The organism is Cohnella laeviribosi DSM 21336 (genome assembly GCF_000378425.1).
In the GTDB taxonomy this organism is placed as follows: domain Bacteria; phylum Bacillota; class Bacilli; order Paenibacillales; family Paenibacillaceae; genus Cohnella; species Cohnella laeviribosi.
Genome location: NZ_KB899868.1, coordinates 1 through 14280 on the forward strand (window position 1 = coordinate 1; position 14280 = coordinate 14280).

The 14280-nt window shown below is 48.4% G+C and carries 10 protein-coding genes, 1 pseudogene and 1 CRISPR repeat array; all 11 genes and pseudogenes read right to left on the bottom strand.

Annotation, left to right across the window (positions count from 1 at the left end; all coding sequences use genetic code 11):
* The first annotated feature begins 5 nt into the window (after positions 1–5).
* Positions 6–851: a CRISPR direct-repeat array (repeat unit 32 nt; unit sequence ATTTCAATCCACGCATCCCTGCGGGATGCGAC).
* A 180-nt stretch (positions 852–1031) separates the two neighbouring features.
* Positions 1032–1322: a CRISPR-associated endonuclease Cas2 gene (cas2, locus tag F560_RS0120980; RefSeq protein ID WP_019007700.1), complete on the bottom strand. Its 291-nt coding sequence runs from the start codon at positions 1320–1322 to the stop codon at positions 1032–1034.
* Positions 1323–1330: 8 nt separating this feature from the next.
* Positions 1331–2362 carry a type I-C CRISPR-associated endonuclease Cas1c gene (cas1c, locus tag F560_RS0120985; RefSeq protein ID WP_019007701.1) on the bottom strand — a complete coding sequence of 344 codons (1032 nt, stop codon included), beginning with the start codon at positions 2360–2362 and terminating at the stop codon, positions 1331–1333.
* The gene (cas4, locus tag F560_RS0120990) at positions 2359–3018 is read right to left on the bottom strand and encodes a CRISPR-associated protein Cas4 (RefSeq protein ID WP_019007702.1); all 660 of its coding nucleotides are present in this window, start codon (positions 3016–3018) and stop codon (positions 2359–2361) included. The genes cas1c and cas4 overlap by 4 nt, the downstream gene beginning before the upstream one ends.
* Entirely contained in the window at positions 3008–3871 is an 864-nt protein-coding gene (gene cas7c, locus F560_RS0120995) for a type I-C CRISPR-associated protein Cas7/Csd2 (protein WP_019007703.1), read from the bottom strand. The genes cas4 and cas7c overlap by 11 nt, the downstream gene beginning before the upstream one ends.
* An 18-nt stretch (positions 3872–3889) precedes the next feature.
* On the bottom strand, positions 3890–5773 hold the full coding sequence (gene cas8c, locus F560_RS0121000) for a type I-C CRISPR-associated protein Cas8c/Csd1 (RefSeq protein WP_019007704.1): 1884 nt from the start codon (positions 5771–5773) through the stop codon (positions 3890–3892).
* Positions 5770–6489, bottom strand: coding sequence for a type I-C CRISPR-associated protein Cas5c (gene cas5c, locus F560_RS0121005; protein ID WP_019007705.1), 720 nt, complete (start codon positions 6487–6489; stop codon positions 5770–5772). Before cas5c ends, cas8c begins: the two co-directional genes overlap by 4 nt.
* Positions 6490–6725: 236 nt before the next feature.
* The gene (locus F560_RS0121010; protein WP_019007706.1) at positions 6726–9158 is read right to left on the bottom strand and encodes a CRISPR-associated helicase/endonuclease Cas3; all 2433 of its coding nucleotides are present in this window, start codon (positions 9156–9158) and stop codon (positions 6726–6728) included.
* Between the two features lie 110 nt (positions 9159–9268).
* On the bottom strand, positions 9269–9850 hold the full coding sequence (locus F560_RS0121015; protein ID WP_019007707.1) for an NAD(P)H-dependent oxidoreductase: 582 nt from the start codon (positions 9848–9850) through the stop codon (positions 9269–9271).
* Positions 9851–9940: 90 nt separating this feature from the next.
* Positions 9941–11419 (bottom strand): Lsa family ABC-F type ribosomal protection protein, encoded by a 1479-nt coding sequence (locus F560_RS0121020; protein ID WP_019007708.1) that lies wholly within the window; start codon positions 11417–11419, stop codon positions 9941–9943.
* A gap of 304 nt (positions 11420–11723) precedes the next feature.
* Complete coding sequence (locus tag F560_RS0121025; RefSeq protein WP_019007709.1) at positions 11724–12260, bottom strand: HXXEE domain-containing protein; 537 nt, start codon at positions 12258–12260, stop codon at positions 11724–11726.
* A gap of 102 nt (positions 12261–12362) precedes the next feature.
* Positions 12363–13225 (bottom strand): annotated as a pseudogene (erm, locus tag F560_RS24350) (23S ribosomal RNA methyltransferase Erm).
* Positions 13226–14280 lie beyond the last annotated feature (1055 nt).

Consider the following 14280-nt stretch of genomic DNA (forward strand, 5'->3'; position numbering starts at 1 on the left):
TTGCCATTTCAATCCACGCATCCCTGCGGGATGCGACAATGCCGCAATCGTCATTTCGCCATAACTCATGGTGCGATTTCAATCCACGCATCCCTGCGGGATGCGACTTCCATGAGGACTATATGCTGTTTGTCGTGGATATTTCAATCCACGCATCCCTGCGGGATGCGACATCGCCATCAAAAACATCGATGAGCCAGAACGGCATTTCAATCCACGCATCCCTGCGGGATGCGACTATAGGTCGATCAAGCCTATACTGCAAAGGGCAATCCGATTTCAATCCACGCATCCCTGCGGGATGCGACATTTGTCCGATGGCAGAGACGGCATTTTTTGAGACAAATTTCAATCCACGCATCCCTGCGGGATGCGACGCATAAAGCTTGTCCTGATAATAAATCAGATACTATTTCAATCCACGCATCCCTGCGGGATGCGACGGATGGATAGTGTTGGACCCACGCAAGATAAGGTAAATTTCAATCCACGCATCCCTGCGGGATGCGACACGATTATAGGTCTACTCAACACAAATGTATAGGGATTTCAATCCACGCATCCCTGCGGGATGCGACTCGGATGCAACGGCGGAAAGGCTGACGGTCTCGGATTTCAATCCACGCATCCCTGCGGGATGCGACTTGTCCTCACCTTCGTCATTGAACGAATGTGCCAATGGAATTTCAATCCACGCATCCCTGCGGGATGCGACGCCATGTCTCCGTAAGCCGCTGCGAGTCCTTGTCGATTTCAATCCACGCATCCCTGCGGGATGCGACAACCAGACTGATCAACAAGCGCAGGAAGATGTTGGAGATTTCAATCCACGCATCCCTGCGGGATGCGACAGCGATTTCTAGTCCAAACGGACATAAAATCAACTTATTACAATCATATCACACAAAAAAAACAACAAAAACCCAAAATCAACATCCATAAAAAGTAATAAAATGGGTTTTTGATCCAAATTCTTGGTGCGAATGTCCCCGGAAATTTATGTTCACTCCCCATTCGCACCACAACCTTCACTACATAATCAAAGGACCTTCCAGGTCAATGGATGCTTTTATTCCAATATGTTCTACCTTGCCCTTGTAGTTTTTCCCCAACTGATAAATTCGAAGGCTATCCTGTTCCGGGTCGATGATCTCCAGGAGTTTTAATTTCAAGAGCTTAAATTGCGTGGCGTCGACTACACATTCGAACACGGAATTTTGAACGCGTTGTCCGTAGGCCTGACATGCCTTGGCAACCTGCCGGAGCCTTCTTTGTCCAGCAGAATTCACTGTACTCACGTCATAGGTGATCAATACCAGCACTCATTCACCTACTTCCATAAGAATGGCGGATATTCGTCCAGATCGCCGCGTAAAAATCTTGCCAAAAGCAAGGATTGCACGTGCGGAACCAAGCCCCAAGAAATTTTCTCGCCAAGATACGGATGTGTGATTTTCTCTTGTTTTCTTTGTTGCCATGCAGATAGAAAGTTCTTTCGAGCCTCGTTTTTCATCAGAACAGCACCATTTTCTTTTTTCACAAAGTCATCCTTGCTTACGATTCTTTTGTTGATTAATGTTAATACAAATTTGTCTGCGAATACGCCTCTCAACTCTTCCATTACGTCCAGGGCTAACGAGACTCTTCCCGGACGGTCGCGGTGCAGAAATCCCACATACGCATCCAGTCCTACGCCTTCCAACGCCGAAGCCACATCATGGGCCAACAACGTATAAGCCAGGGACAACATGGCATTAACCGGATCCAACGGCGGTCTTCGGGAACGGGATTGAAAATAAAAGTCCTCTTTCTGCTGTAAGATCATGGCATCCAGCACCCGGTAGTAGCTATTAGCCCCTTGCCCTTCCAATCCCCTTAGCCGTTCAAGATTCTCACATGCCCGTACCTCCAAGAGAAGTGCGGACAATTGTTGCGAAATCTCTTTAAAATGGGCAACGTCGATTCGCAACGGATAATCCCGGATCATCCGTTCCAGCATCCATTTATGATTAAAGATCTTGCCTATGATGAAATTGCGGGCGATCTTGGCCGACTGATTTTCGTTTTCTGAAAGCAAGTACTGTTTTTTTCTTAATACAACATTGCCTTTGCTTTCGCCAATAACCCGCGCTAGAAAACGCCCGTTCATGGTCAGGAACACCAAGGAGATATTGCGCTCCGCGCAATATCCCATTAGTGCCGGACTGGCGCCGGTATATCCAAAAGCGACAATGGACTCCAAGTTGTGAAGCAGCAACCTGCCTAACGTGTTTTTCTCCTTTGTCAATACGATGTTATCGCCATCCAGCGACAGATAAACGTCAGGCTGCGTAATGTATAGTGTATTGAGCAACTTCTTCATTCTTTGATTTTCCCTTCAATATAGCTTTTAACCGAGCGCTTGTTCATTAGTTCCGGCAAACAAATATGTTGAAGGGAACAGTTTCGGCAGAAGGACCCCGTCTTTACTTTTGGCGTATGCCTTCGCTTGTAGTAATCCTGCATTTCAGTTACGATAGACATTACTTTGTCTTTCAGTTCGGCAGTTAGCTTCACTTCAACCCTGTGCCTGATCTCATGATAATAGAAATAGCCCGAGTCAATGCGGCACAACAGCATTTCTTCCAGACAGATCGCTTGTGCTGCTAACTGCAAAAGATCTTCATCGCCCTTCTTCGGCTTTCCTCGCTTGTATTCAATAGGATAAGCGATGTACTTCCCTTCTGTACCGGCAATCGCGACACCGGCATCATCGCGAACAAACTCCACAACATCGCATACGCCAGTGATTCTTAAGGTGTCCGATTTTACAGGCATAGCTCGAACAAGGATTCTATCGCCCCGTTTTTCTTTTACAAAAGGTTGATCCGCTTTCCGATGAAGATGCTGCCCTTCAACGGTTCTCACATTTTCTTCCCATTGCTGTTCAATGTGAATGAACGCCCATTGCCGCTTGCAGAATCGAAAATGTTGAATACCGGACAACAGCAAATATTCGTCTTCCTGGTTATCTTCCATCGATTGTCTCAACCTTCAAACCTTCCAGCGGTTGCACGGTAAACTTGTAATCCTCGAATCGTTTGGGTTCTTCCACAAGCGGCTCGATGGTCAACGATCGATGGACTTTGGCCGATGAGTATTGTCCCATCTTGTTGGTATGCTCCCACCAATAGACGGTATGAACTTCCATACTGCCCTCCGGTCTGGCGGAAGAGGCGTCATTTTCAAACAACGTAACCAGCGCCTGCTTGATCTTCTCTGCATCTTCGTTGGAGAAACCGGTTTTTTCGGCCAATTGCGTATTGATACTGCCGTAGAACACGTACACCCCGGATTCGACACGATGCTTCATGCCCATCGTATCGGAGCCGCGTTCCTTTCCTGATTCGGAATTGACGCTTTTGGTAATTTGCGTGCTGGTAATGTCAATCGGATCTACGCTGACCGCAGGATGAATGGAGACCGGTCCCCGAATGCCGACCGAAACTCCCGAGCCGGCCTTGTCCGATTTAAACGCGAATACTTGGCCGAAGCTGCGCACGTCCAGCCATTGCTGACAAGCGATTTGGGCGAACGCTTCGCTGGAAACGTTTTTGGATTTCAAAAGTTTTTGAAGCTCGGCGTTGCCTTCTGCACGTTCCCGCAGGCTGCCAAATTCATCCGTTCGGCGATCGTTGGATTGAACGAAAATCGGTTCTCCCATATCTTGCAGCCGGTTTCGAATCTTCCGCTTGATCGCCACATCCGAAATTTCGCCGTGCCCGTCGTAGTTTTGCCGCGGCCGGTTGCCGTTCAGGGGGTCGCCGTTCGGATTCGCCTTCTTGACCGACAAGACAACAGCAAAATCGATTTTATGATCCAGTACGCTCATTGCGATCTCTCCTCTACATTAGGATTCCGAATCATCGGATTTGTTTTTTCGGGTGTATAGAGCCTGCCGCTGACTGTAATAGCCCAACAAATAGATGCCGGATAACGGCTTGTTATTAAAATCGTCCAATGAAATACGCGAACCGATTTCGTCGATCATCCTGTTCCAATACGTTGCTCTCGTTCCCAAACGGGCTTGATAAGGCTGCAAACTTTCCTGAATGGTCTTCCAGGTTCTCGCCGGATGCCGGGAAAACGCATTCATGTACCGTACCGCATTGGTCGCGCGCGTCTCTTCAACCCCTAACGCGTTTCGCTCCAGCACGTCGGCAACGGCCAGCAAACGTCCAAACAAATAATCGCGATGTTGGTTGGCTTCATCCAGGGCCACCGAATATCCCTCCAGTCGTCGGTTGATCAAGGCACACGCGATGCTGAGCGTCTTTTCCCACTCCCATCTGTCCATAGAGACGGGATTGGAAGCACGATGGAAAGCATTGGTCTCGATGTCGAGAGGAATTCTCTGTTTATCCAGAATACAGGGAATTATCCGCTCCATCAGTCCTTTGACGAGCTTGTCATCCGCTCTGGGCCCATAGGCCGCAAAAGCGATGTCCCGGGTCGCGGGGGCACCGTAAAAGGTAACCAGATTTCCGTTTTCATCCTTACGGTACCGGTGAAGCCATGCGCAGGAGGTATGCCAGTCGACCAGCCGGTCCAAGTAGAGCTCCTTTTCCATGTTCCGGTAATACAGCACGGCCATGCGGCCGGTGGTTGCGGAGTCGAGAATCAGGATATTTACATTCGCTTTTGTGGACAATTGGCTGCGGTAACCATCCATGGCTTTGGCCACTTCTCGCGCAAATTCCCGGTTGGTAAAGGCTACGCGGTCCGTCACGCTGGCGGCTTCGGGCGCAAGGGTAAACAGATCCTCGGTTAACCCCGGCATATCCGGTTCGTCGTTTCCCCATACGAGGAAAACCCGCTGATCCACCATTTTCCCTTGCCGGTTAATCAGCCATTTCAGTGCGTTATGTGCTTTCTGGGACACTTCGTAACTGATGCTGGCCGCTTCCGATCCGGTTTGAAATCTTCCCCGAAAGGTAAATCCGCTCTTGTCGTTTGCAGAAATCAGTTTGGCTTTGTCCGCCGCATGCCGGATCTTGTTCGCGTGTCGGTCCGTGCTCGGAAGAAGCTGGCCTGTAACGTAGCAATAGTCCGGCTTGCCCAACCGCTCCCGGTAAAACCGGATAAACGAATCGTACATTTCAGGGTCTTTCCAGACTTTAGGCAGCACCCGGTCGGGCGAATAAACGGTAAAACGGACAAATGCGCTCTCAATCCCACCCGCAATGACCGAGTAGATGGGTGGTCTTTCGCCATATTTCGCCTGATATTGGTCGTTCCATTTCTCGATCAGACAATTGCGATCGTCTACGTACAAAATCTTGCTGTCGATCAAGTCCCGTATCAGTCTACCTTGACTCAGGTAGGCATAGATGCTTTTAACTTTGGGCGTGGCATAAGGCGAATCCGCCCAGGCTTTGAGGTTTTGAATATAGCGGTCAAACGGATTCTCGTCCTTGACGACTCCTCCGTATTCGACAAAGTCCCCGGCGACATAGCTCAGCTTATCGTGCAGCGGATACGGCGCAATCGTGGATCCCGCGCGGCTTGCAGATTCTTCCGTGCAGGGAATGAGCGTACTGGCCTCTTGCTTGTCGACCACGGTTGCCGAATGAAACTGCCCATCTTCCGTAATCGCGACTTCAATATGCGCATTTTGCGTCGTATGCGAAACCGGAAGCAAGGTAAATTCCTGCTGGTCATACCGCCTTTCAACCTTGCCGACTTGCGCCAAATTGGCCTCATAGGTTTGATACAGATTGAGCAGCCAACTCATTGCGTTCCCCCCTCTTCCACCTGCGCAAGAAGTTCATCTGCCGACTGGACATTGTGGGGTCCGAAAGCTTTGGGCATCATGTCGGCAATCGGCCGCACTAGGGTACACTGTTCCGGTCGAATAAACCGGATGATGCCGTTTCGCATGACCGGATTCCAGAGTCGGACTTCCATCCGGTTCCGGCCGGTTTCGTCAGGATAATTGATCCCGTGAACCATCGTTCCCAGGTGGAGTTCTTCGTAGTGATCGTAATGGCCCTCGCCTTCGCCAAACCGGCAAGGTTCGACATAACCCTGGCATTCCCGGGTTCCGAGGAAAATGTCCCTTCGCCCGCCCGCCTTCAGCGCCCGCATCATGATGCTGTAATGTTTGTTTTCGTTGCGGTCGAAAGCGAGATCGGGCCGGTTCGGGTTAAATTCGAAATGGGCCTTCACCTGGTAACAAACGTCCTTCAAATAAGTGTAATGAGCCAACGTATTGCCTCCGCCGTATTCAATGGGACGGACTCCTTTGGACTCCATACGAATGGGGTTCATAATCCGAACTTCGTCGACCACAAACAGCAGCGTCGGTTTCCAGTAAACGCTTTCAACAATCCCTTTCAGCGCCTGATAGGTTGGAACTTGGTAACTTAATTTCTCTCCGCCCAGTTTGGTCAGCGGATCGGTAAATAAGGCGTACTTTCCATACACGACAAATTCAATTCCATTTCGCAACGAAATTCACCTCCTTACGACATTTATTTACATATTTTTCATACTCTATCTTAGTTTCAAAGAATGGAATTGTCAATACTTTACACAATATATGAAATTTGATTTAGGATCTTAACTATGCTAATCTATACAAGAAATCGCCGGTCCTCTGGCGCGGATTGAAAAATATAGTGTGTGAAGTGCGAATAAAGCCGCAACCTTTCTTCTTCTTTCGGAAGTCGGTTGCGGCTTTAGCTTTAGTACAGGCTCAAATCAAATCCGCTGTCATTGTCGAGATCCAATCCAAATTCCTCATGATACGCACTCTCCCGCAGAGCCAGCACGTTTCCGTCGAGCAGGCAAACCAAGCCGCCGTTACGCTCCAACTGTTGCCTCTCGAAGGGAAAAAGATTCACCATATACGGTTGCGCCTCTCGCAACCGTCGGGATAAATCCGTTATCGTCAGGTTGCTGCTCAACTCCGCGATGATTCGTCTGCCCTCGCCATAGGGAACAATCGCCGAAGCGGTTGCATCTTCAATCACCCGAAAATGCTCGGCAGCCGTGCGATAGCTATTCACGATAAACAGAGGGATACTGGCCTCATGCTTGGCAACGTACGCCGAATTAAAAGGATTGTGTTTCCGGTCGGCAAGAAGCAGATTCGTCATGGCGACGCCCAGCTTCGGAATCGGATAATCTAGATCGGCCTCTTCCTCTTTGTAGAAGGCCTGAAAATAGTACGTCATCGCCTGTCTGGACAGCAAATGGCCGCCGTGAAGCGCCGGATTCCGCCGGAGATCGACCAGCATTTTTTGGGTTATGGCTTTGCCTTTGCGAATTTCCTTCAACCTGTCGAGTATTTCTTCCGCATGGTCGATCACGTACACGTGCTGAATACCGTTTTTGCCATGTCGGTTGCACCTGCCTGCTGCTTGCGCAATCGAATCAAGCCCCGCCAACGAGCGGATGACGCAGTCAAAGCTTACATCCACTCCCGCCTCAATCAACTGCGTGCTTACGCAAATCACCTTCTCGCGGTTCTTCAGATGGTTTTGGACTTGTCTCAAAATCCGCTGCCGATGTGCGGCGCACATCGACGTGCTCAGATGATACAGCGGAACGCCACAGCCTTTAAGTTGGCAGTATAGCCGTCTGACCACCGACTTGGTATTCAGAATGACCAGTACGCTTTGAACCTCCGCGATCTTGTCCACGACAAAATCGGCCAGCTCCTCGGTTGTAAACCGTTCATTCGTGGCGCGGTCGATAATCTCTACCCGTTTAAAGGCGTCAATGACCTGATCCAACCGCCGGATCATTTCGCCGTCCGGATTCATATCCAGCTTGTGCTTGACGAAATCCAACGCGGGCTGGGTGGCCGTACACAGTATGAGGCTGGACTTGCCGTACGTTTTCAAAAAATTCAGCGCGTGATTAAAGAGGGAAATGCAGGACACCGGAACTTTCTGTACCTCGTCGAAAATGATGATCGATTCGCACAGATTGTGTAAACGGCGGATATCCCGGCTCCCGTTTCCGTAAAAGGTGTTCAGAAACTGAACCATGGTGGTAAAAACAATCGGAACGTCCCAATTATCCTTGGCGAGCTTCAGCTTTTGCCGGATCGTTATTCTTCCGTCTTCCGATTCGTCGTTCTCCTCCGTTTCTTCCACCACATTGGAATGGTGCTCCAGAATATGCTGTTCGTCCTTCAGGATTCGGCGGACTGTCTCGGCGTTTTGCTCAATAATGGTTGTATACGGAACCACATATATGATTCGTTTCTTATGAAAGAGCAGGGCATGTTTTAAGGCATACCGTAAACTGGCCAACGTCTTGCCGCCGCCCGTTGGAATCGACAACGTGTATATACCCGATGGCCTTTCCGCAAATCGGTCGCACTGCTCCGACATCTCGTGCCTTAACCGGTTAACGGGGGTCTGGGCATCGTCTTGTTGCAGGAAAGCGTTGATTTTGGCGATCAGTTTATCGTAATAGGCCGCAAACAAGGATTCATGATTCTGCTCAGGTTCGTTTTCTTCTTCCGCCCGATTTTCTTCAAATATCCGCGTGCTTGTCCGGTCTGCGTCGATTAATACGCTGAACACAAACTTGGTCAGAAACATCAGTTTACCTTCGAGCGACTCCGGAGCCGGCTTTGCCAAAAACGCCTCGAGCTCCGCCATTGCCTGCCGGACGTAGTCCTGAAACGCCGATTCGCTCATGACGTTGGCAAAAAAGCGCTCTACCGATTGTTCAAACTCTACCAAGTCCGTTTTGTCCCGAACACGCTTCAAATAGCCAGATTCCAAATTCGGATCCAAAAAATCATGAAGATAAGCATGATGCGAAATAATGGCGTTTCCGACGACCTCCGCCAAAAGCCAAGAAATTTGGGAGGGTGTTCCTGTGTGGTACCGTTCATACAATAACTTGCCGCCCGCCGTCGAATGATCCACGCTTCCTCTCTTGGGTGGAGCGTCGGGATGGGCTACGGCCTTTAAAATATATTCCCTGAATTCATCCGTGTATTTGCCCATGTCGTGAAGCACGCCTGCAAGCCCGGCTATATACCTGACGCCAATCTTGGCTCCATACGCTTCCGCCAATCGCTGGACTTCAAGCAAATGCTCTTTAACGCTTTGAATCTTCCGGTCTGCCTCACGAATATGCGCAATGAAAGTCATTGTGGTTCCTCCTCTTTTTTAATGCGAGTAATTTATCAAGGGACGATCAATTTGCTATCAGCTCATGTCGGCATAGATCAGCGTAAAGAGCAACGACACATTCATTTCCCCTACCTTAATCCGAAACGCACCTTGTGATATAGATATTCCAGCCACTTTTCGCGCCGCTTTTGGCTGCTTCTCTTGACTCCGGCAAACATGAATCTCTTAACCTTCCGGATTCCACAAAACTTGAGTATAGCCTCTCGAATGACCGTCCATTCTACATTGCGGCGAACAAGTCTTACATACCATCCGGGTGAGTCGATCGTATATATAACCCATGCCGATTTTCCTTTGAGCAACCCCTTTGGCACCATTCCGTCATATTGATATGCAAATCCTGAGACAAAAACCCGATCGAAGAACCCCTTAAGAATTGCCGGAACACTATACCACCAAACGGGATAGATGAAGATAAGATGATCGGCTTGCCGTACAAGCTCACGATAATGAGCAGTTTCCGAATCATTCTTGAGCTCGCTGCGCCGAATTTTGTCGTTGTAAATCAGAACGGGATTAAAGTTGTCCTTGTATAGATCAATCAGCGTATACTTGTGTCCGGCCTCCTGTAACCCACGCTTCACTTCGTTCAATATGGCCCCATTAAAACTCTTCGGATTCGGGTGAGCGTAGATAATCAACACATTCATCTGAATTCCCCCTACGTAAAAATGGCAGGATGACGGATAACACAGCCAGGCCGTCAACTAAAAGCTCCGGCACCCTGATCCGGAACCGCATTAAAGCTTCACGACCTTGGTCGCGATATTTTGGCAAAATTCGCTGTCATGCTCCACAAACAGAAGGGTCGGCGAATGTTCGAGCAGCAGCTCCTCGATTTGCATGCGGGAGAGGACATCGATAAAATTCAGCGGTTCGTCCCAAATATACAGATGAGCGTTCTCGCAAAGGCTTTTCGCAATCAGCACTTTCTTTTTTTGACCGCCGCTGAAAGAGGTCATGTCCTTTTCGAATTGCACGCGCGAAAAATCAAGCTTCCTTAAAATCGCTTTGAACAGGCTTTCGTCGATCCCGCTATTTCTGGCGTAGTCCGACAAATTGCCCTGCAAATGCGAGGTGTCCTGCGAAACATAGGAGATTTTAAGCTGGCTGCCCTTTCTGAATGTGCCGGAAAAGGCGATATCCTCGCCGCAGATCAGCTTGAGAATGCTGGATTTTCCGGAGCCGTTCGGACCCGCAAGCGCAATGCGCTCCCCTTGCTCGACGGTAAAGCTTATGTCGCTGCAAACCGTCTTCCCGCCGTAATGAATCGAAACGTGATCCAGTTCGATCAGCTGTTTTCTATGGTAAGCTAGCGGCGAAATTTTCAGGCTTTCCGAGCTTTCGACATTTTTCAGGAGCTTGGATCTTTCCTCGATCGCGGCTTGCTGTCTGTGCTCGATCGATTTGGACCGCTTCATCATTTTGGCGGCCTTGTGACCGATGTACCCTTTGTCGACCTTGGAGCCGGAATTGCGGGTGCCGTTTTTCGTTTTCTCCACTTCGTGCGACCAGTTGCTCGTTCGTTGGGCCGCGTCGGACAACCGTTTAATGTCTTTTCGCAGCTTTTCGTTCTCGGCCAGCTCAAAGTGATCCTGCCTTTGCTTGTTCTCCCACCAGTCGGAAAAATTTCCTTTCCGGACTTCAATGCCGGCCTTGTTGATCGAAAGAATATGGTCCACGCAGTTGTCGAGAAACGCTCTGTCGTGCGACACCAAAATAAATCCGCTCTTGGTGTTCAGATAGTCGCTGACAAGCTTCCGGGCATGCAGGTCGAGATGGTTGGTCGGCTCGTCGATGAGCAGAAAGCTGTTTTCCTTCAAAAACAAGGCCGCCAGCAGTACTTTCGTTTGCTCGCCGTTGGACAAGGAATCGAAGGGCCGGTATAAGACGTCCTCGGACACCTTCAGCAACGAAAGCTCGCGCATGAGCTGCCAGTGCTGGTAGTCCGGAACAATTTCGCCGACGACGTCCAGGGTGTTGTATTCCTTGTGCTCGACATGGAAAGGAAAATATTCAAAGTCGACACTGGCCGAAATGCTTCCGCTGTATTCGTATTTGCCGAGCAACAGGTTGAGAAATGTGGTCTTGCCTCGGCCGTTTCTTCCCGTAAAGCCCAATTTCCAATCGGTATCGATTTGAAAGCTTACGTTTTCGAAAATGTTGTCGTAGCTGCCGTCATAGGCAAACGTCAGGTTGGTCACTTTAATCAACGACATGACAGGATCCTCCTGCATAAAAATAGAAAAGCCGCAAGAAAGTTACCTTTCTTGCAGCTCAAATAAATACGACAAATCCACCCCGATGCAGGGCCGGATCCGGATCTATTTTTTGCGTGAAAAGAATAAGTAACTTTCTTGCTCATCCAAAATAAAACAGAAGCTGTTTTATTTTTTACGATTGGGCAAGAAAGATCACATTATCCTTTTCCACTCCCGTCGTTAAATTAGCAACATTTTACCATATCCGCTTGTTCATTTCAATCTCGAAGACGAGGCAACGGAGTCATCAGCCGATTGAATGTTACACGGCTTTTTTCCCCATCCAATGCGCAGCAAGCAAAATCGGGAACACGAAGAGGGTAAAAGGCAAGCTGAACCACATCGTACTCCAAGTAATGACCTGATTTTGAAGCAATGCGTTCAACAATACGATGCAATACGGCAAAACAATCACGATTGAAGTAATGACACCGGGAGTTATCGAACGAAAAAAGACAGACTGACCGATATGCGCAAAGGCGTGAAGAAAGAAAACCAGAATGCATACGGTAAAGAAATGAATGTTGGCAAGCGGGCCTTGATGAAGAAATTGACTTGCCATATACGTCGAACTGCCGACGAACAAAAAAATAACCAACACCGAAACAGCAAATTGGGCCGTCGACATTGAAAATTGCTTCATGACTCTGTCGGCCATTTTGCTTGGCAATTTTTCACGAATGACCTCTGAATGCTTCTTCATCCACTTTTCGATCATAATGATTTCTTCAAGATCATGGAGAACAAACATAATGGGAAATAGCCAGATCAGCGTTTGAACGTCAAGCCATCGTTCCAATCCTTTCACCCCATTTATTGTAACTGTGTATTATTCTAATTGGCTGGTAATCCTTGTTCAACCAAACTAGGGAAATCATCGGGATCAACATCGGGACAGCGTTTATCGGCTTCGGTCATCGAATATTCGCTCATTGCGGCCTCTCTTTTCCTTTCTGGCCTTTGGCCATCTGAATCTTGGAACAAGCTGTTTCATCGTTTCGAAGATCAATCCCCATTGCAGCTCGGACAAACAGGCAACGGGAACGTCTTGCTTCAACCCAAGCTTTCTTTTCAAATAGCGGATTTGAGGCGGCGTGAAACCCCCTTTAGCGCCCAATCAATCGAGGCTCGAGGCTCCATAAGCGCATAATCGGCAAGTCCGCGAAAAGCCAAATAATCTTTGACGGGCACCATCGGCGTTGCTTTTCTGTTGATCGTGATCATTGCAGAGTCAACGTTGGGCGGGGGAGAGAAATGATTTCTTGAAATTTCTTTAACGTACGTTAGGTCAAAATACATTCTCCAGGCCGCAACATAACCGTCTTTAACCCATTTCGACGTAAATCGTTTGGCCGCTCCTTTTTCCACCACCATAACCCCTCTTTGGAAGCCGTTTGAAGGTGCATTAAGGAGCATTTTCATGATCGGCGTTGTAATGGAATACGGAATATTGGATACGACGATGAATTTCCCCTTAGGCAAACGCATTTTCAAAATATCCTGATGGATAATGTGGATGTTGGGATACGGAACTGCTTTTTGTTTTAGCGATTCGACCAACTTGGCATCATATTCTACGGCCAACACTTTTCCGGCTTTTTGAGCCAACATGAAGGTCAGCGCTCCCTTTCCGGCTCCTAGTTCCAAAACCGTTTCTTGATCTCCAACGATGGCCTGATCGATGATTTCACGGATGGTCTTTCGGTGATGAAGGAAATGCTGTCCCAAAAAATTGGGCGGATCTCCGCTCGTGTTACGGGTCATGTTATCTCTTCTTTCAAAAATAAAAATTCACAAGCCGCTGCTTGTGAATCAGAGCAAAGGAAGAAGGAACATGAATGGACAGACCTCATGCCGAGAAAAGGAACCGATAAGCAAATAGATCTTCTTGCATAAAGCAAAGAAGTAAAAAAGCATAAAAAAAGGCAGCCCAAGCTGCCTTTTGACGTATGCCACTCGATCGATTCACTCGAAGACGATGAAAAGGACAGACTTCTCCCGTTTACTCTGCCTACACAAGCAGAGCCTTTGACCGTATGAAATTAGCGGGTCAAAGCCGGGAAACGAAGTCTGACCGAGTACACTTTTAATAATCCTCCTTAAATTTCATGCATTAAGTTCAGTCATTTAAGTTCTTAAGTTCAGTCATGATTATAGTGTCACTTACAGGTAAAGTCAAATATTCCAACCCGCTCGTTCGCCAGGATCCGGATGTGCTCGGTGTCTTCCCTTATGACTTTATAACGATGGAAAAACCGGAGCGCGCAAGGCGATCCGGTTTTTCGGGTTTGGGGACGATTACGATTTTCCTGAACGGGACGCCAGATCGATGATCATTACAATGAGCATGAGCAACTGAATGAGAAGATCCGCTCTCATGGTCAGACCTCCATGATGATTGTAATACTTCTTCGCCAGCTCCTCCTCTCCCGCAAGACAACCTTTTCGTCTCCCAATACCATATCTATGCGTACAACCTGAAATCTATGAGGAATTGCGGTGCCGGTGAGCAGAAATGGGGATATCTGCTTTATCGAAGTTCCCCCATCCTCATATTAGACGACCTTAAGAACTCTTTTATTCGAGCATAAGAAGTGTACCCCTATTTTTTCTTCCTGCTTTGACTAAGGTGAGGATCATGATTTCAGCGCTATCTTCTTGAGATGACTCGGTATTGATTGATTAGGTTTTAGTCCCTAGTAGTGGTGTAAAATGGCACCGAGCTTCTTGACAAGGGAAGCCACGGTATGATTTCTACTAAAGTGACGCGACTCACCTTTAGAAGGAGGATCAAACCGTGGCTTCTATAGATAGAATGT

Coding starts and splice junctions, on each gene's coding strand:
- F560_RS0121010 (WP_019007706.1), bottom strand. CDS start 9,158: ATGACTTTCATTGCGCATATTCGTGAGGCAGACCGGAAGATTCAAAGC.
- cas7c (WP_019007703.1), bottom strand. CDS start 3,871: ATGAGCGTACTGGATCATAAAATCGATTTTGCTGTTGTCTTGTCGGTC.
- cas1c (WP_019007701.1), bottom strand. CDS start 2,362: ATGAAGAAGTTGCTCAATACACTATACATTACGCAGCCTGACGTTTAT.
- F560_RS0121015 (WP_019007707.1), bottom strand. CDS start 9,850: ATGAATGTGTTGATTATCTACGCTCACCCGAATCCGAAGAGTTTTAAT.
- cas8c (WP_019007704.1), bottom strand. CDS start 5,773: ATGAGTTGGCTGCTCAATCTGTATCAAACCTATGAGGCCAATTTGGCG.
- cas4 (WP_019007702.1), bottom strand. CDS start 3,018: ATGGAAGATAACCAGGAAGACGAATATTTGCTGTTGTCCGGTATTCAA.
- F560_RS0121020 (WP_019007708.1), bottom strand. CDS start 11,419: ATGTCGTTGATTAAAGTGACCAACCTGACGTTTGCCTATGACGGCAGC.